The organism is Fodinicola feengrottensis, from assembly GCF_010993775.1.
GTDB classification, from domain to species: Bacteria; Actinomycetota; Actinomycetes; order Mycobacteriales; family HKI-0501; genus Fodinicola; species Fodinicola feengrottensis.
Window position 1 is genome coordinate 99,731 of record NZ_WOTO01000021.1, and the last position, 17,228, is coordinate 116,958.

Consider the following 17,228-nt stretch of genomic DNA (forward strand, 5'->3'; position numbering starts at 1 on the left):
GGCACGACGTGGTCGAAATAGCCGTCGTTTTCGTCATACGTCAGGATGAAAACCGTCTTCGCCCAGACTTCCGGGTTGGACGCGATGGCGTCGATCTTCGACGCGATGTACTGCGCTCCGGCGGCCGGCATCCAGTTCGGGTGTTCGGTCTGCGCCGACGGGGCGACCAGCCAGGAAACCTGTGGGAGCCGGTCGTTCTTCTTCGCGTCCGACTCGAACCAGCCGGCGGACTTCTTGACCATCGCCCGCTTGTAGAGCGGCGACGTCCGCGGCGCATCGGCATATTGCCGGAACCACCAGGCCAGCGCGTTGTCGTCGTAGTTGTCGTGCTCCTGATAGATCTGCCAAGAAATTCCGGCCTTCTCCAGCCGCTCCGGATAGGTGGTCCAGCGGCAGATCGGGTTGTTGTACGCCGGAGTGTTGACAAAGATCGGTCCGCCGGCCTTGCCTTGCGGGTCGATCATGCCGGTCCACATGTAAAGCCGATTCGGGTTGGTCGGGCCGATCACCGAGCAGTGATAGTTGTCGCACAAGGTGAAAGCCTCGGCGAGCGCCCAGTGGAACGGGATGTCCTCGGCGGTGAAATAGCCCATTGTGTTGCGGCCCTTGGCCGGGATCCAGGCGTCCATCTTTCCGTTGTTCCAAGCCACATGCTGGTCCGGCCAGTTGTGGGCACAGCCGGGCGTGGCCTGGGCGCGCTGGTTTTGGTGGTGTCGAACCGAAAAGGCAGCAAGTAGCCGTCGGGGTGGGTCGGATCCGGCTGGTGGAACACCGACCTCCCGGTGCCAAGGGTGATCGCGGTCGGGTCGGAGAAGCCGCGTACGCCAGGCATGCTCCCGAAATAGTGGTCGAAGCTGCGGTTCTCCTGCATCAGGATGACCACGTGCTCAATGTCGCGAAGGCGCGGGCGCGGCCGGCTCGGCGCGGCGGCCAGCACCTTGCGAACGTTGGTCGGCAACAGCGGGGACGCCAACGCGGCGGCGCCGGCCGCGCCAAGCAGCCGCCGACGGGTGATCGGGACAGGCGTGGTGGACAACGGATCCCCTAGTTTTTTGTGGGCGGAAGACGGCGATCCGGTCATGGCCAGAGTCGGCGACCAGGATGTCGGCGTTGGCGGCGAAAGCTATCGCCTGCGGGAATTTGAGCATGCCGGCGTCTGTGCTGTCGCCGAACTGGGCGAGGAACGGGCCGCTGGCCCGAAATATCTGCACGAAGCCGTAGTCCTGCTGGCTCACCAGGAGGTGGCCGGCCGGATCGACGCCGACCGCGGCCGGGTTGGACATCCCGCCGTACTGACTGTTCTGGCCGGCGCCAAGCGTGGTTTTCGCAACTCCAGCTGGTGAATAGCTGACCACCGCGTCGTCGCCATTGCCGGCGGTGCCGTTCTGGGCGACCCACAGCGTGCCGTCCGGACCGACCGCGATGCCTTGCGGGCCGCCCATTTTCGCGGTGATCGCCCGCTGGTACGTACGATCCACTGTGGAAAACACCGCGACCCGAACGTTTGCGCTGTCTGAGACGTACAAAAGGTCACCGCTCAGCGCGACTGACCGCGGCTCGAGCAATTGGCCCTGCCCGTAGGTCGCGATATACCGGCCGTACGCGGAAAATTCCTGCACCCGGTCATTGCCGGTGTCGGCGACGAAAACTCGCCCAGTGGCGCTGACCGCGACGCTCTGCGGGCTGCAGAACTGGCCGGGTCCAGTGCCCGCGCGGCCGAACCGCAGCAGGGATCGGCCACTCTGCGCGAAAACCGCCACTTGGTGGTGACCAGTGTCAGCAACCCACACGAAACCGCGCGAGTCCACCGCGACCCCGGCCGGCTCCCGCAGCTGGCCGCGGAGCTGGCTCACATAGACCGGCGGCACCATGGGTTGAACCGGCGTCACGGTGAATCGCACCGGGTCCGCGAGAGCGGTGTATCCGTCGTTGTAAAGGTAAAACGCGAGGTACTTGCCAGGCGTCAGCGAGCCGCTGCCGAAGTCGACGCTGCCGGCCTGCTGGGTCACGTACTGCCAGGTGGTGGACGGTCCCACGTACGAGCCGTCGACCGGCCCGTTGCCCGGGTCGGAATAGATGCCCACCCAGTTCGTCGAGGTGACCCTGTCCGCGGTCGTCGCGTACGTGAAAGTCACCTGCTCGCCCTGCTCCACACTCGGCGGGGTGACCGTGAGCGTCCCCCCCGATGGCGATGGCCTTCGTGGCTCTCGTACGTTCGACCAGCATCCGGCGCGCCCTCTCGCTCCAGGCCGCACCCGCACGGCCGCCAAGACGCTACGTACGGCAGTACCGGCTGGTCAACCACCCCAGGCGAACGCAGGGAAAACATTTGCCCCGATACTGTCGACCGGTGCCGACCATTGTTTTCCTGAACGGGCCGTCGTCAGCCGGCAAGACCAGCCTCGGCCGCGCGCTGCAGAACCAGCTCGACGAGCCGTATTTGTTGCTCGGTCTCGACACGTGTTTCGCGATGGTGCCGGAGAAATGGGCCGGCGGCCCGGTCGGACCGTACCGGCATCTGGGCATCCATTATCAGGATTTGCCGGACCAGGATGGATGTTCGGTCCGTGGCATCGGTTATGGCGAGGCGGGATGGACCATGTTGTCCGGTTTCCACCTCGCGGTGGCGGCGCTGGTCGAGGCCGGCAACAACGTGATCGTGGACGAGATGCTGCTCGACGGCCGAGTCCGAGACCACTGGCTGGGCGTGCTCGCGCCGATGCGAACACTGTTCGTACGAGTCGACTGCGCGCTGCCCGAACTGGAGCGGCGGGAGCGGCTGCGCGGTAACCCGCCCGGGCTCAGCCGGTGGTCGTACGAGCGGGTGCACGACGGCATGCGGTACGACGCGACCATCGACACCACCCACCAGCTACCCACCGAGGCTGCCACTGGCCTCCTGCGGAGCGGAACTGTCGTACCCGGCTCGTAGAGTGTCCTTGACTGACCACGGACGAGCATGGGAGTGGCGCGAATGATCTTGGTGACGGGTGCGGGCGGGACGGTTGGCAGCGCCCTCCTCGACGAGCTGAGCGCTCTCGGCCACCAGCCGAGACGGGCCTTCCACTCCCCCGCCAAGACGGCCCTGGCCAGCGCGGATGGCCTGGACGCGGTCACCATCGACTTCGGCCAACCAGACACCCTTCCCGCCGCGATGGCCGGCGTCCAGACGGTTTTCCTGCTCGGGACCAGCGGTCCGAGCCAGCCTGAACACGAGGGCAACATGGTCGCCGCGGCTCGGGCGGCCGGCGTGCGGCGGATCGTCAAGCTGTCCGCGTGGCGCGCGGACGAGGACCTGACTCCGATCGGGCGCTTCCACCATGCGAGCGAGCAGGCCGTGCGGACCTCCGGGCTGGCTTGGACATTCCTGCGACCGAACTTCTACCTGCAGAATTTCACCCGCAGGCTGGCCGCGTCGATCCGGGATACCGGCGGTTTCGCCCAGCTGGCCAGCGACGCGCCGATCGCCTTCGTGGACGCCCGGGGGATGTGGCCGCGGTGGCCGCCCGGGTGCTCGTCGAGCCTGGTCACGACGAGCAGGCATACGAACTCACCGGCCCGGCGGCGCTCACCTACGCCGAGGCCGCCACGGCGATCGGGAAGGTGCTTGGCCAGCCGGTCGTGTTCCGTGGATTGACCGCCGCGCAGGCCCGCGCCGAGATGCTCGCCGACGGGATCCCGGCCGGGTTCGCGGACATCCTGCTGGAGGTCAGCCTGGCCTATCATCAGCATGGTGGTGCGGACCGGCTCACCACCACCGTGAAGGACCTCACCGGCCGCGAGCCGATCTCACTGGAGCGGTTCGTTCAGGATCATCGGGAGGCTTTCGCCTAGGCCCTGTCGGGGTTCACCAACGGTCGTGCACGTACGGCCGGATCAGCTCGTCGTAGACCGCCTTCACCTCGGCATGTACGTCGTCGCCGAGCGCGCGCGAGCGGCGCCAGCGCTGCCGCAGCGGCGTTTCCGGCCGCCTGCTCGGCATTGCGGGCGCCCGGAATGACCACCGACACCTGCGGCAGGTCGACGATCCAGCGCAGCGCGAACTGCGCCATAGTGGCGCCGTCCGGCACCAGCGGACGAAGCCGCTCGACGGCGCGTAGGCCTTCCTCGTACGGGACGCCGGAGAAGGTCTCGCCCACGTCGAAGGCCTCGCCGTGCCGGTTGTACGTCCGGTGGTCGTCCGGTCCGAAGGTGGTGTCCTTTGTGTAGCGACCACTCAAAAGCCCGGATGCGAGCGGCACTCGGGCGATGATCGCGACCCCGGCCGCGTCGGCAGCCGGCAGCACCTGCTCCAACGGCTTCAGCCGGAACGCGTTCAGGATGATCTGGACGCTGGCAACATGCGGACGGGCAATGGCCTTCAGCGCCTCGTCGACCGTTTCGACGCTCACGCCGTACGCGGCGACGCGACCCTCGTCGACCAGTTCGTCGAGCGAGTCGAAAACCTCGTCGGTGTCGTAGAGAGCCGCCGGCGGGCAGTGCAGCTGCACGAGATCGAGAATGTCAACGCCGAGATTGGTCCGGGACCGGTCGTTCCAGGCCCGGAAATGATCGCGGCTGTAGTTGGCCACGGTCTGCTCCGCGCGCCGGCCCATCTTGGTGGCCACCGTGATCCCGTCACCGCGCTCGCGCAGGAACTGGCCCACCAGCGTCTCGCTCCGGCCGTCGCCGTAAACATCGGCGGTGTCAAAGAAAGTCACTCCATGGTCGGCCGCCGCGTGCGCGTGCAACACGGCCAGCGCGTCCGCCTCGTCGACGGTGCCCCAGTCCGCGCCGAGCTGCCAGCAGCCCAGCCCGACCACACTGACCTCGCGGCCCCGCCGCTTCGCGATTCGTTTCTGCACATCCACGATCCTAGTAGTACTGACTCGAAAACATAGAGGCGAGTGGGTGGAAGAAGACCTCCGACACGACGAACGCAACCCACCTCCACGAGATGACTAGTGACGACTTACTGGGCAACTCGGTCAATTAGCGCAGGCCTGGGACGCGTCGCCGGACAGCGCCCACTTTTTCTGCCATCGCGTCCAAAACGGTCCGCAGCGGACCCGGAAGTGGACGCCCGGAGGAAATGTACGGGGCACTGCTCGACAGGACAACCAGCAAGGCCAATCCGATCGGCGCCAACCAGCCAGCGGCCGCCGCCAGGCTGCCGAAAAGCGGAATGCCGGTCACAACGTTCGCCGCGTTGCGTGCGCTGGCCGCCGACACGGGTTTGCTGCCTGCCGGCAAGCGCTGCGCCAGCCCCCGGTGACGGCGTTGGCGAGGCGGTGGGTGACGTGGAGTTCGGGGTGCTGGAGGAATTGTTCGACGGGTTCGACGGTTTCGGTGTAGGCGAGGGCGAAACCGCCGAGTGCAACGCCTTTTTCGCGGCTGCCAGCACATCGGTTGGCAGCGGGTACGCGCCCACAGGCAACTTCGTCTGCCCGTCCCCCAGCGCGTAGTCCAAGAATTTCACCACATTGGCCCGCCGTGGAGCCGAGTCGTCTGCTGGGATGACCGCGTACAGCACCAGCGGCATCACGTACGTACCATCGCCAGTCGCCTTGGGATTGGGGAAAAGCGTCCCGTCCGGCAGTTTCGTCATCTGTGGTACGGCCGCCTCCAGCGACTCTTTGGTGGGAGGGACGAACTTTCCGGCGGCATTCTGCAGCGCCATCGGGGTCAGCCCGAGGCCGCTGGCCGACGAGGTGTCGGTGATCGTGACGCTGAGGCCAACAATTCGGCGTGCCCGCATCGGGTTCAAGGAGATTTCCCAGCACGGTGTTGCGCAGGGTGGTGAAATTGCTGGCGAGGCTGAGCGAGTTCGCGATCGGTACGCCGGCGCCGGGCAGCGGCAGGCTGGACACAGCACCAGCCGGCCAGAGGCTGTGACCTGCCGTCGTGTCGTACGCGGCGAAAGTCGTGGTGGTCGCCAACGTCGACGAATCCGCGGTGGCCAGCGCGGCGAAAGAGCGGACCGCGCCCTGCGGTGGATTTTGCGGCATCTCCGCGTTCCGCGTCACAAAAGCGGTAGCGATCGCGCTTTCCGGCGGAAAGACGGAACCACCGCGCAGGAAGTCCGCCAACTCGGCCGGCGTTGCCTGGATTTTGCTGACCGAGCGGTAGCCGAAGTTCGGGTTGGTGCCAAACCGGGCGTTCCCCGCGAAAGCGATGGTCGCGGCCTGCAGAGCGATCGGGATGAAGACTGCTTTGCGGGTCCCGCTGACCTTTGTGCCCCCGGCGGGGTAAAACCGGTCGCGGAGAAAGCGAGGTCCGACTGGCCGCTCTGGAATGCCTGCAGAGCGGTGACCTCACCGGACTCGGTCGCGTCGACCGGCAGGCCTTTGCCGCCGGTGCCACACATTCCGGTGACCAACGAGAGGTAGACCGACGTACTCCCGGAGCCACCGGACGCCACCGCCGTGTCTTTGTCCCCCGCGCCACAGACACTGGTGCCGTCCGGCGCGAAAGTGAGCGCCGCACTGGCATACACGATGTTGCCGGTGATCGCCGACGTCACGGCATTCCTTGCGACCAGCACTGCCGGATGCTGGGCGTCAAAGGCCGGCGTCACCGTCGTCGTACCGGTGCCATCCGTCGACGTCAACGGAAACGAGCCGTTGCCTCGGAAAAGCACGAGCCGCGCCAGTAAGGTGCCGTCGGCGGCCGTCGTCGCGACGTACGGTGTGCCAATACCCTGTTTGTTGGTCGGCGCGCCAGCACTGCAGTAGAGCGCCTTTTTCCGGTACGGGTGCGCGTTCACCGTCTCGGTGTCCCACAGTCGCTCACCATGGGGATATCCGCGGGTGCCGACGCACTGACCCAACTCGACCCGGGTGTTGGCTGGAAAATTCGCACCGGCGACGGTGATGGTGTCGCCGTTGGCGAAGTCTTTCTGTTCGGCCGTCACTATTGTCAGGGTGGGATCGGCCGCGTACGCGGGCGACGACGCGACAATCGGCACGGACCCGCCGAGGATCGCGATCGTCAGCACCGCGACGGCACACCTCGTCAGGCTCCTCATGTGCACTCCCTTTTCCCTTCGTTGGCACAGACAAATGGTGATGTGCCGGAGCCGCCCTCGGCTCCGGCACACCGGCGGCACTAGGAGACGACGGTCTCCACGCAGAAGGTGCCATCCTCCTGCTGGTCCAGCGGCACAAAGCCGAGATCGGTGATCACCGATGACACGTCGCCGTTGCACAGCGGGCTGACGCCGGTCTGGTTGAGTCCAACCACCCGCTGGGCGGCGGTGAAGTTGGCACCCAGCCGGTTGTCGGTCACAAAGAACAGGCCACGCGAGCCAACGAACGAGCCGTCCTTGACCGCGCTGGCATTGATGGTGGCGGTGGCCCCGTCACCAGTGGCCGGGGCGACACCGGCAATGGTGCCGATCCAGTTGCCCGCGGTCTTGTCGACAGCGTGGAATTCGCCAACGTTCTGGTAAACCCACTGACCGGCCGAATACGCCATCAACGCGGTGCTCTGGTTGGCGGCTGCGACACCGGTCGCATCATTCTCCTGCAGGCTCTCGTCCAGCGGGCAGGTGGCCGAGTTCGGGGCGAAGGTGCCGCCCAGAATGGTGGCGATGAAGAACGACCGGGTGCCCGAACCTGCCTGCGGCAGGTACCGGTGGATCGTACCGGTCTTGCCACTGCCCGCAATGGCGCTCCAGTCGGTGACATTGCAGTTGTAAATGCTGCGGATCTGCGTCAACGTCAGGTTCAGCGGCGCGCTGCCGAAGGTCGCGAAGCTCACCGCGTCCAGCGCGAACTGGTCGTAAACCGCATTACCGGACGGGTCCGTACCCACCCGCGGGCCGCCGGAGGAGCGGGCCACGTCGATGCAGCTGGTGGTGCCCGCATTGCGGTTGTTGGCCGCAAAAAAAGCGCGTCGCGGCCGGCGCCGGAGCCGTCCGGCGGCGGGTTGGTGCTGTCGTACGTGATGGGCGTGGTGCAGGAGCCGTCGACCGGCACCGAGATGCTCTGGCCGGCATCGAGCCGAGCGACCACGTTCACCGCGGTGTCCTCGTGGCCGGGGTTGGCCACACCGTCGTTGTTCCAACCGCCGTAGACCGACGTGTTGTCGTTCTTGGTGAGGCCGTTGACGTAGGCGTTGGTGAAGTCTTCGATCGTGTCCGATCCGACGAATGAAATCGTCTGGTGAACACCGTCCGACGGCGGTGCGGCAGCAGCAGCAGCGGGAGCGCTGCTGAGCGCGAGGACCGCGGCGGCGGCGGTAGCGATGATTCCTGTTGCGAGGGCGTTTCTGCCCATCGTCAACCTCCGGGTAGATTCCGCTCGGCCCCGTGCCGGGCGGCTCACCTCTATTCATTCACTCCTGCGGTTCGTAAACGTTGCAATGCAGGTAATAAAAATCCATGGCGGACCTTGGATGGATTTTTAGTGCCGGCAAGGAAACTCTCTCACCTCACACGGCTTTTGATCCGTTGCGCGAAAGCACCGACCAAGGGTGGAATTCCGACCAGCAGAATGAGAAGCAGGGCCGTGAGGCCACTGATACCAGCCGGACTGAGGCCGCCGTACGCGACTGGTTTGTCGTCCCGCCACCGTCCAGATCCACCACCGACGACCGCGTCGCGCCCGCGCCGCTACTGCCAGCGCCTCCCGCCGAGGCGCTGGGATTCGCGCCCGGCGAAGCGGAGTTTGTTGGTGTTGCCGACGGTTTTTTTCTTGCCCGCGGCGGGCGGCGGCGGACCGGTGGCACCGGCACCGAGACTCCCGCTGAACTGTGGATTCCGGCAGTTGCCTGCGTTCAATGTCCGACCCTTGGCTTTTGGGCTCATTCTGGTGATCGAGTTCTGAATTTCCTGCGACAGGTTGGGGGGCAGTGGCGAGTAGCCGATCTGGGCCATCTTGACCTGGCCGTCACAGGCGATGTAGTCGAGCCATTTCGCCATCTGCTGGGCGCGGGCATCGTCGTAATAGGGACTCTTGCAGGTGTTGCGGTCCGACGCCGGAGCGCAGGGCGTCATGATATAGCTGTACGCCGACACCGGATACGCTTGCGGAGCCGCGCTTTTGTATACATTTCGCAGGTCCTGGGTGAGATCCGGGCGCAGTTGCGCACTTTCCAGCGCCTTGGAGATGTTTGCCGCGTACGGCTGCACCCAGTTGCCCGACGCGTTCTGCACCCACGCGGACTGTGCGCCAAAAGCAATCGCATAGCCGAATTCGTCGTACCCGATCATGCCGGCGCCGTTGCTGCTCGCGATCGTCTGCGCGCGAGTTTGTCCGAACCCTCGATTCCGGTCCAGTTCGCGGGGTATGGCGTCGGGATCTGGATGATCCGGATCCCGTCCGGACTGACGATGTTCTGCTTCTGTTTGAATCGTGCGAAACGGGCTGGCGCGGTGTTTTGCACGAAGTCGTAGAACAAGCCGGTGGTGCCCGAGCGCTCCGACCGGATCACCACTTTGATCGCGTCCTCCTGGAATCGGATGCCACCGTTCTGCGAAGTGATGGCCGGATCGTTCCAGGAGGTGATCTCTCCGGTGAAAATCCCGGCGATCACGTCCCTGGTCAGCTTGAGCCCCGGTGTACTGCCGGCCGGCGGTGTCGTGCAGGTTGTACATGAACGCGGTCGCGCCGGCCACGTCCGGGATGTACTGGTAGCTCTTGGAAGTGGTGGCACTGCCTTCGTTCACCGACGCGATTTCCGCCTCGGTGGCGGCAAAGTCGATGGTGCTGTCCAGGAAGAACTGCACGCCCGCCGGAGAGCCGTTGGTGTTGTACGAGAAGTTCAGCCCGGAACGCTTGGCGTCGCCGATCCACTGCTGGATCGCCAGCGCCGCGTACGTGGATCCGGCGCCGGTCATCAGGCCCCCGCGGCGTGTGCTGGTACGGCGCCGAGCCAGCCGACGGCCAGGACGAACGCGAGGATCGCGGCGGCGACACTGCGGAGTCTCGACATCAGCCGAACCGACCCGAGACATAGTCGAGCGTACGCGGATCGGCTGGGTCGCTGAACATTTTCTCCGTCTGGTCGGCCTCCACGATTCGGCCGGGCTCGTTCTCCCCCGCCAGGAAGAAAGCGCAGGAGTCCGAAACCCGATGTGCTTGCTGCATGTTGTGCGTGACGATCACGACTGTCACGTCCTTTTTGAGTTCGTGGATGGTTTCCTCGATCCGGTTCGTCGAGGTCGGATCCAGCGCCGAACACGGCTCGTCCATCAGCAGGACCTGTGGACGGATCGCCAGCGCCCTGGCGATGCAGAGTCTTTTGTTGCTGGCCGCCGGAAAGCGCGCCGCCAAGGGTGCCGAGCCGGCCGCGTACCTCGTTCCACAGGCCGGCCCTGGTGAGGCTTTCTTCCAGCAGCGACGGCCGGTCGTTGCAGGTGATCCCGGCAAGTTTCAAGCCAGCCAGCACGTTGTCGCGGATGGTCATCGCCGGAAAACGGGTTCGGGCGCTGGAAAACCATCCCGATCCGTACCCCGCGCCTGCGCCGGCCGCACCTCGGCGCGGTAGATGTCCTGGTCATCCAGCAGCACCTCGCCGGCCAGCGCGGCCGACGGCACCAGCTCGTGCATCCTGTTCAGGATGCGCAGAAACGTGGATTTCCCGCAGCCGGACGGGCCGATCAGCGCGGTCACCTCGTTTGCCGGCATGTGCAGGCTCACCCGGTCCAGCACCTTGTGGTCGCCGAACCAGGCGCTGACCGCGCGGGCGGTCACCGCCGCCGCGCCGGCCGGCGCACCGCCGGTCAGCACGATCTGCCGGGGCGGCGGCGCGGGATCGGGGGCGGCTGGCAGCTCGGTGGTCGTACTCATCGTCGCGGAGTCCCTCTAGTTTCGGTGCCGTTTACGGGCAATGACTCGGGTGATCACGAACAACAACAGGACCAGCACCATCAGGACAAAGGCACCGGTGTACGCGCGGTCCTGCATCGCCTCGGACTGCAACCGGACCCGGCTGTAGACGAACAGCGGCAAACTGTCCTGTGGCCCGGAAAACGGGTTCGCGTTCAGCAGGTTCGTACCGAACGCGGTGAAAATGAGCGGCGCGGTTTCGCCGACGGTACGGGCGATGCCGAGCACCACCGAGGTGCCCAGTCCAGAACGCGCGGTCGGCAGTACGACCGACCAGATGGTACGCGCCTGCGAAGCACCGAGCGCGTACGACGCCTCCCGCAGTCCGTCCGGCACCAGGCGCAGGACAACCTCGACCGTACGGGTGATGGTGGGCAGCATGATGATCGACAGCGCCAGGCTGGCCATGAAGCCACTGAACGCGCCGTTGCCGGTGGTGGCCGAGATGGTCAGGATCAGCGCGGAAAAGATGAACAGACCCGCGACCTCGGACGGCAGCCCGGACATCGCGTCGACGAAGGTCCGTACGGACCGGCGCATCCGTGATCGGGTCTCGTTCAGGAAGAGCGCGCACAGAATGCCCAGCGGGACGCTGATCACCATCGCGATCCCGACTTCTTCCAGAGTGCCCACGATCGCGCCCAGGCCGCCGCCGACGGTCGCCGGATCGGTGGCTCGGATGCCGGCCTGGTCCTGCGTGAAGAACGTCCAGCGTAGGTTCGGCAGGCCTTGGATCGTCACGAAAACCAGCAGCCAGACCAGCGGAATCAGCATCATCACCGCGCCGCTGCAGATGATCACGCCGACCAACCGGTCACCGGCCACCACCTTGCCGAGGGTGTCCCGGCAAACGAAGTAGTAGATGGCAAGGAAAAGCAGGTAGCTGACGAGCAGAAAACCCAGCCAGCCCTCCATGCCGGTCAGCCGGTAGAAAAGCAGCCAGCCGGTCGCGAGGCCAGCGGCCGCACTGCCGGCCAGCACCCCGAGGTCGGCGACTCGCAGGCCGCGCAATGCTCGGCGCCGGCGCCGCTCGGCGACCGCCGGCTCGGTGGTTGTCTTTTCCAGCACAGAAGTGCTCACTCTTGTCGCCCCTGCTCAGGTTTCCACCCCGGCCCCGGACCGGGACCGGGAGACGATGACCGCGGCGACCGAGTTGGCGGCCAAGGTGAAGGCGAACAGCACCAGGCCGGCGTACAACAGCGCGGACAGCTCAAGCCCGCCGCCGCCGAACTGGTGCACGATGAATCCGGAGATCGTCGCGCCGCCGTTCTCCAGGATGTGCCACGAGGTTTTGATGGTCTGCCCGAGGATCAGCGTGACCGCCACGGTTTCGCCCAGCGCACGGCCAAAACCCAGCATGCACCCACCGATGACACCACCCTTGCCGAACGGCAGTACGACCGAGCGGACCATCCCCCACTGAGTGTGCTGCCCAGCGCGAACGCGGCTTCCTTCTCCGACTGCGGCGCCTGGCTGAACGCCTCCCTGGCCACCGAGGTGGTGATGGGCAGCACCATCAGGCTGACCACCACACCAGCGGTGAAATAGGAGCCCAGGAAGTTGTCGTTGGTGACCTTGAAAATCGGCAGCCAGCTGACATTCTCGCTGAGCCACTGTGACAGCGGCAGAATTTTCGGCTCCAGAAAGAGATAGCCCCAGAGTCCGTAAAGCAGGCTCGGGATGGCGGCCAGCAGGTCGACGAGCGACACCAGAGTGCCGCGCAGCCGGGCCGGCGCCCATTCGGATGATGAAGAGCGCGGTGGTGATGCTGACTGGAATCGCGAAGACCATCGCGATGAGCGCGACCGTGATGGTGCCCCAAAGGAGGCCAAGCACCCCAAAAACCGGTGGCTGCAGGTCCACTCGCCACTGATCGGTCAGGAAGAAGCCGATCCCCCCGCTGCTGGATCGCCGGCCAGGCTCGGTAGCACAGGAAAATTCCGACCAGTGCCAGCAGGACCATCACCCAGACGCCCGCGACCCTCGCCGCAGTAAGGAAAACTCGGTCGGCCCCGGTGGGCCGGTCGCGCGGGACGAATCGCAACTCGGGCGCTTTGTCTGGTATCGTACTCGTACCGCTCGACGCCCGTTTTGCTGAATCGCCTGGCAATTGGTCGCTTTCCGGCATGAACGAGCCGTTCCTCCCGTGTGATCGGTCGAATTCCGACCGCGATGCATGCGAGGTAAATCGTCAGCGTCCAACACGGCTGAACAGTGATACGCGCGTTAACAGCAATGGCGGTTGTCATTAACACTCACTCGCGGCGAGTCGGCAAGGGTTGACCAAGCTGTTCGGGGAGAAGCAAAGTTACAGCGCAGAATGCCCCTCATCGAGTGCTCACAACAGATTGCCGGAGCGACAGTGGCGACCACGCACCTCCCGTCCTTATCGAGGCCAGTTCAGGACAGCACCCCCCCGCGGTCAAAGGCGAGCCACCGCTGCCACCGGCCCCGCCGCCCGTGCCCGCACCGGTCCGGCTCAGCCGCGCCCGGCTGGTGACAGCGGTCTGCGGTTGGGGCGTACTCATCATCGTGGGAATGCTGGTCGCCGCCGGACCCCTCGGCGCACTCTCGGAAAGCCGGGCACAGCACGGCTTGCTCGCGGACTTTCGCCAGCAGGTCACCAACAGCGCGGCCGCCGCCCAGTCGCCACTGGGTGCCATCGTGCCCACCAAACCCGCCGAGCCGGGAACAGCCGTTGCCCTGCTGCAAATTCCGCGGCTAGGGCTGCAGCGGGGTTGTCGTCGAAGGCGCATCGCCGACCGACACCCAAAGCGGACCGGGCCACGTATCCGGAACCGCCGGGCCGGGACAACCGGGCAACAGCGCCATCGTCGGCCGAGCCGCCGGTTACGGCGCGGCCTTCGCGGATCTGGGAAAAACTGCGCGCGGGCGACGACATTGTGGTGACCACAACCAAGGCCAGTCGGTTTACCGCGTCACCCCCCCCGCCGGCGGTGAACAGCGGCGATGTTCTCGGCAAATCCGCCGACAACCGGTTGACGCTGATCAGCAGCGCGTCCTGGTGGCCGTGGTCCGCGGATCCGCTCGTCGTCACCGCAACAATGCGAGACCTGTCATTCTCCCCCACCCCACAGCAGGGCCGGTCCCTCGCGACGGACGGCCGGATGGGCGACCCCGGTGCGTACGGCTGGCTCGTCATCGACTTTGTTCTGCTGGTCGCCGCCGCGGCGATCGCGGTCTTTCTCTACCGCCGTTGGCTCCCCCGCGCCACCTACCTCCTCACGTGCCCTGTTCTGGTGGCGCTGATAGTGCTCTCCACAGACACATTCCTGCGTACGCTCCCGGCCTGGATCTGACCACCGACCCACCCGGGATGTCCGTCATTGCCCCTGAAAGCCGGATCAGCACCGGCCATGAGGCAAGGACGTCCTGCAGCATTTTCACCAGATAGTAAACGATGTCGGCGCGTGATGATGGCCGGCGTCAGCTCGGTTGGTCAGGTCGCCATGTTCGGAGACGGTTTTCCCGCAGTTCGGCGAACGCTCCGGTGACCGGATCGTGCGCGGTTGGTCGAAAGTCAGTGAGGTGGCTGATCCGTGCGCCTGTCTCTCGGTTCCAGATCTCCATTCCGGTCGAGGCCGCGACGTGGAGTTTTCCCCTGTAGGCCCACATGCGCCCGTTGGGACCTGCGAAGATCGCGATCCGTCGGCCGCTGGGGGCGTCGTAGATTTCGACTCCGTCGAGCATGGCTTCGTCGTCGTGACCGATCCGTTGGATCGCGATCGTCGTGTCATCGATCCAGGCGATCGGCTGGTCCCACGCGTACGACCGATAGCTGAGAGCCTCACCGTGCTCCGCCGCATACGTGTCGCCTCGCCGCCAACCCTCTACATCGATAACGGAAGGCGCGCCGACCGGCGACCAAATCCAACCGTCGTCCGCGAGCGAGCCCCCGGAAGGGTTGAGCAGCAGGCGGCCGTGAAAATAGTCCAGATAATGCTCGGGACGAGGGCATTCCCGCTGCCAGGCCGTGTCGCGGTTGCTCGACAGGTGCCCGCTCGCCATGTCGAACAGGTCGAGCCGATTCCAGTCTGTCGCCACGATGACCGCGTCATCGAGGAACGCGATCGGGAATGGGGTCGTCTTGCACTGATAGGGTCCGCGGTCCAAGGCAATGGTACGGCCAGTCGCGATGTCCAGAATCACGCCGTACTGTCCATAGTCCGTGACGATCGCAGCAAAACGACCGTCGGTCGACGTGTATAGCGCCGGCCCCCGCACACGGCCAGCCCACACGCTGGCTGGTTGCTCCGGGATTTCCGGTCGCCCCAGCCCCTTCCACTGGCCGTGTCAAACAGACCGTCCGCCGTCAGAACCAGCCAACCGCCAAGCATCGGCGCGAGGCATCGTTCGTTGACCGGTGTCATGCCACACGGCGTTTGAGTCCACGTTCCCGCGGCCGCCGCCTCATCCCGATGTCGAATCTCGGCCTGGCCGCGCCACCCCAGGACCCCGTCCCAAGCATCAGCCTTGTGCGTACATCCCTCGCACGCATCCAGCAGAGCAGCGGCTTCACTTTCCGCGCACGCCTGGCAAACCAGATCGTAGGCAGCACCGAACCCGGTCAGCAGCCGATAGCAACCCGGCGGCTCATCGACAAGCAAATGACAGCACAAACGCGACTCACCACGAAGCGCGCCATGACCACAACCAAGGACATCCACCCACTCATTGTCGACCATCGGCACCGCCGACCGCCCCAAAACACCGCCTTGAACGCGGAATGTCCAGAGCATGGACGACAACGCCTCACGGTGGCCGGCCGCAGCCGCTCGTGACCGGCATCCCGGCCGCCGACGACAAAATCCTCCGGGTCACGCGTACGTCGAGGCCGACATTGGATCGGCGGGTCGTCCCCGCGGGGGCGTCGACTCCGCGTCTATTCGGGGACGAACCTGGGTCGGCGGCGGAGGAGAAACGCGATCACGAAGACCGCCTCGTCGGCACCGATGTTGTGGGCATTGTGGATGGCGCCACTCGGGATGCTGATGGTGTCGCCGGCGGTCATCCGTACGCGGTCGTCGCCCACGCTGTGCTCGATCGTGCCATGGAGGACGTGCAGGACCTCGTCGCAGTTGGGGTGGAGGTGGCGCGGGTTCTGCTGGCCGGGCTGGATGTAGCAGCGGCCGACAGTCATCGTGGTGGAGTTGCCGAGCGGTCCGGACACCATCCAGACCAGCCGGCCCCAGTCATGTTCCTCGACGACGTTGTCCGGTACGAATGCAACGGTCACGGTGCCTCCAGCGGCAGGGTCACGTACGTCCCGGCGGGGACGCGTTGGTAGGCCTCGAACAGGCGCATGATCGCCAGCGAGTCGGCCAATGTGCCTTTGGCCGGCGGCCGGCCCGCCAGGACGGCGTCGCAGAAATGCTGGATCTCGCGGACGTATCCGAGGTAGAAGAGGTTCTTGTTGGCCAGCTGGCCAAGCGAGAACTCGGGCTCCCAACGCAGCGCGGCCGCGTCGTCGTCGACGAGAAAGCTGCCGGTCCGTCCGTACTCACCTGACCGACCTGGCCGGTAGTAGGTGAGCTTTACGCCGTTTTCCAGGACGGCATTCGCGCCGGAGCCCATCACCTCGACACGCTCCAGCGGGCTGGCCGGGCCGCCACCGGCCGCGAGGTGCAAGGTGCCGACGGCGCCGGAGGCGAACCGCAGGCTCGCGACCGTGCTGCCGGCGACCGGCTCCCATTCGAAGCCGAAGCGCTCGACCGGTCCCATCAGGTAATGCAGGATCGCGGCCGGATGGTAGAGGTGGTCGAGAAAACCGCGCATCGCGTTCAGGTCCGCCCGGCGCTCGGGCGCCGGCAGGTCCTGCGGATAGCGAACGCTGATCGACGCCGGCCGGCCGAACTCCTCAGCGTGGACGATCGCGTGCAGCTTCTCCATCGCTGGCGCGAAGAGATCTTCTTCAGCCCGGTCAGCACATATCGGCCGGTCCGTTCGCTCAACGCGGCCAGTTCCTCGACCTCGGCGGCCGAGGCGGCGGTCGGCTTCTCCATCCAGACGTGGACACCAGCGCGCAGGCAGTCCGCCGCGAGGTCGGTCGCCTGGACCCGGCCGTCCGGGTGGTACGCCGTGACGATAAAAGCGACCGCGGGCCGTTCACGCTCCAGCATCTCGCGGTGGTCGGTGTACGACCGCGGCGCGCCGAACATCCGCGCGTACGTCTGGGCCCGGTCGCCATCGATGTCACAGACCGCACGCAGGTCAACCGGCGCGTACGCAAGGCTCGGATAGACGTTCCGGTAGGCATGCCCACCCGCGCCGACGAACACGGCCGGCAGGCGCTCGGCGTACTCGAACTGGTACGTGACCCGGTCGCTCATTGGCCCTCCATCGCCCGCTCGTACGGTCTGACTCATCGTTTGCTTTCCGGATTCTCCGAAACATCCT

19 protein-coding genes and 3 pseudogenes are annotated in these 17,228 nt (G+C 65.9%); 5 read left to right on the forward strand and 17 right to left on the reverse strand.

Features of this window, described 5'->3' with window-relative positions:
• Positions 1–47: 47 nt before the first annotated feature.
• Positions 48–871: pseudogene (locus GNX96_RS53540) on the reverse strand (alkaline phosphatase family protein); the annotation flags it as partial.
• A 16-nt stretch (positions 872–887) separates the two neighbouring features.
• Positions 888–2,261, reverse strand: coding sequence for an NHL repeat-containing protein (locus tag GNX96_RS20525; RefSeq protein WP_279580969.1), 1,374 nt, complete (start codon positions 2,259–2,261; stop codon positions 888–890).
• Positions 2,262–2,350: 89 nt separating this feature from the next.
• Here GNX96_RS20525 and GNX96_RS20530 point away from each other — a divergent pair, with 89 nt between their 5' ends.
• From GNX96_RS20530 to GNX96_RS20540, 3 genes are read left to right on the forward strand one after another with little or no spacing between them, the layout of a single operon-like run.
• Entirely contained in the window at positions 2,351–2,932 is a 582-nt protein-coding gene (locus GNX96_RS20530) for a chloramphenicol phosphotransferase CPT family protein (protein WP_163569321.1), read from the forward strand.
• A 42-nt stretch (positions 2,933–2,974) separates the two neighbouring features.
• Positions 2,975–3,637 (forward strand): SDR family oxidoreductase, encoded by a 663-nt coding sequence (locus GNX96_RS20535; protein ID WP_279580944.1) that lies wholly within the window; start codon positions 2,975–2,977, stop codon positions 3,635–3,637.
• Entirely contained in the window at positions 3,622–3,834 is a 213-nt protein-coding gene (locus GNX96_RS20540) for a Rossmann-fold NAD(P)-binding domain-containing protein (protein ID WP_163569323.1), read from the forward strand. Before GNX96_RS20535 ends, GNX96_RS20540 begins: the two co-directional genes overlap by 16 nt.
• Here the strand turns inward: GNX96_RS20540 and GNX96_RS20545 are convergent.
• From GNX96_RS20545 to GNX96_RS53560, 11 genes and pseudogenes are all read right to left on the reverse strand, one after another.
• Positions 3,831–4,844, reverse strand: a complete 1,014-nt coding sequence (locus GNX96_RS20545) for an aldo/keto reductase (RefSeq protein WP_279580945.1) — start codon at positions 4,842–4,844, stop codon at positions 3,831–3,833. The genes GNX96_RS20540 and GNX96_RS20545 overlap by 4 nt on opposite strands.
• Before the next feature lie 107 nt (positions 4,845–4,951).
• A complete protein-coding gene (locus GNX96_RS20550) occupies positions 4,952–5,737 on the reverse strand; it encodes a hypothetical protein (protein WP_163569324.1) in 786 nt (261 codons plus the stop codon).
• A gap of 264 nt (positions 5,738–6,001) precedes the next feature.
• Complete coding sequence (locus GNX96_RS20555; RefSeq protein ID WP_163569325.1) at positions 6,002–7,006, reverse strand: hypothetical protein; 1,005 nt, start codon at positions 7,004–7,006, stop codon at positions 6,002–6,004.
• An 80-nt stretch (positions 7,007–7,086) separates the two neighbouring features.
• Complete coding sequence (locus GNX96_RS20560) at positions 7,087–7,821, reverse strand: substrate-binding domain-containing protein (protein WP_279580946.1); 735 nt, start codon at positions 7,819–7,821, stop codon at positions 7,087–7,089.
• On the reverse strand, positions 7,737–8,258 hold the full coding sequence (locus GNX96_RS20565) for a hypothetical protein (RefSeq protein ID WP_163569327.1): 522 nt from the start codon (positions 8,256–8,258) through the stop codon (positions 7,737–7,739). The genes GNX96_RS20560 and GNX96_RS20565 overlap by 85 nt, the downstream gene beginning before the upstream one ends.
• Positions 8,259–8,593: 335 nt before the next feature.
• The gene (locus GNX96_RS64240) at positions 8,594–9,193 is read right to left on the reverse strand and encodes a substrate-binding domain-containing protein (RefSeq protein WP_163569328.1); all 600 of its coding nucleotides are present in this window, start codon (positions 9,191–9,193) and stop codon (positions 8,594–8,596) included.
• A complete protein-coding gene (locus tag GNX96_RS64245; RefSeq protein ID WP_390624078.1) occupies positions 9,190–9,636 on the reverse strand; it encodes a substrate-binding domain-containing protein in 447 nt (148 codons plus the stop codon). The genes GNX96_RS64240 and GNX96_RS64245 overlap by 4 nt, the downstream gene beginning before the upstream one ends.
• A gap of 278 nt (positions 9,637–9,914) precedes the next feature.
• Positions 9,915–10,676, reverse strand: a pseudogene (locus GNX96_RS20580) (phosphate ABC transporter ATP-binding protein).
• Between the two features lie 111 nt (positions 10,677–10,787).
• The gene (gene pstA, locus GNX96_RS20585; protein WP_279580948.1) at positions 10,788–11,891 is read right to left on the reverse strand and encodes a phosphate ABC transporter permease PstA; all 1,104 of its coding nucleotides are present in this window, start codon (positions 11,889–11,891) and stop codon (positions 10,788–10,790) included.
• Positions 11,892–11,906: 15 nt separating this feature from the next.
• Positions 11,907–12,137: a hypothetical protein gene (locus tag GNX96_RS53555; RefSeq protein WP_279580949.1), complete on the reverse strand. Its 231-nt coding sequence runs from the start codon at positions 12,135–12,137 to the stop codon at positions 11,907–11,909.
• Positions 12,122–12,520: a hypothetical protein gene (locus GNX96_RS53560; RefSeq protein ID WP_279580950.1), complete on the reverse strand. Its 399-nt coding sequence runs from the start codon at positions 12,518–12,520 to the stop codon at positions 12,122–12,124. Before GNX96_RS53560 ends, GNX96_RS53555 begins: the two co-directional genes overlap by 16 nt.
• A 1,088-nt stretch (positions 12,521–13,608) precedes the next feature.
• On the opposite strand from GNX96_RS53560, the pseudogene GNX96_RS64250 reads away from it, so the two are divergent.
• Positions 13,609–13,695: pseudogene (locus GNX96_RS64250) on the forward strand (class E sortase); the annotation flags it as partial.
• 22 nt (positions 13,696–13,717) lie between these two features.
• Positions 13,718–14,131, forward strand: a complete 414-nt coding sequence (locus GNX96_RS53570) for a hypothetical protein (protein ID WP_279580952.1) — start codon at positions 13,718–13,720, stop codon at positions 14,129–14,131.
• Between the two features lie 127 nt (positions 14,132–14,258).
• Here the strand turns inward: GNX96_RS53570 and GNX96_RS20600 are convergent, their stop codons facing one another.
• From GNX96_RS20600 to GNX96_RS53580, 4 genes are all read right to left on the reverse strand, one after another.
• Positions 14,259–15,071 carry a hypothetical protein gene (locus GNX96_RS20600; RefSeq protein WP_279580953.1) on the reverse strand — a complete coding sequence of 271 codons (813 nt, stop codon included), beginning with the start codon at positions 15,069–15,071 and terminating at the stop codon, positions 14,259–14,261.
• A 643-nt stretch (positions 15,072–15,714) separates the two neighbouring features.
• The gene (locus GNX96_RS20605) at positions 15,715–16,068 is read right to left on the reverse strand and encodes a cupin domain-containing protein (RefSeq protein ID WP_279580954.1); all 354 of its coding nucleotides are present in this window, start codon (positions 16,066–16,068) and stop codon (positions 15,715–15,717) included.
• Positions 16,065–16,721 (reverse strand): Gfo/Idh/MocA family protein, encoded by a 657-nt coding sequence (locus GNX96_RS53575; protein ID WP_279580955.1) that lies wholly within the window; start codon positions 16,719–16,721, stop codon positions 16,065–16,067. The genes GNX96_RS20605 and GNX96_RS53575 overlap by 4 nt, the downstream gene beginning before the upstream one ends.
• Entirely contained in the window at positions 16,613–17,161 is a 549-nt protein-coding gene (locus GNX96_RS53580; protein ID WP_279580956.1) for a Gfo/Idh/MocA family protein, read from the reverse strand. Before GNX96_RS53580 ends, GNX96_RS53575 begins: the two co-directional genes overlap by 109 nt.
• Positions 17,162–17,228 lie beyond the last annotated feature (67 nt).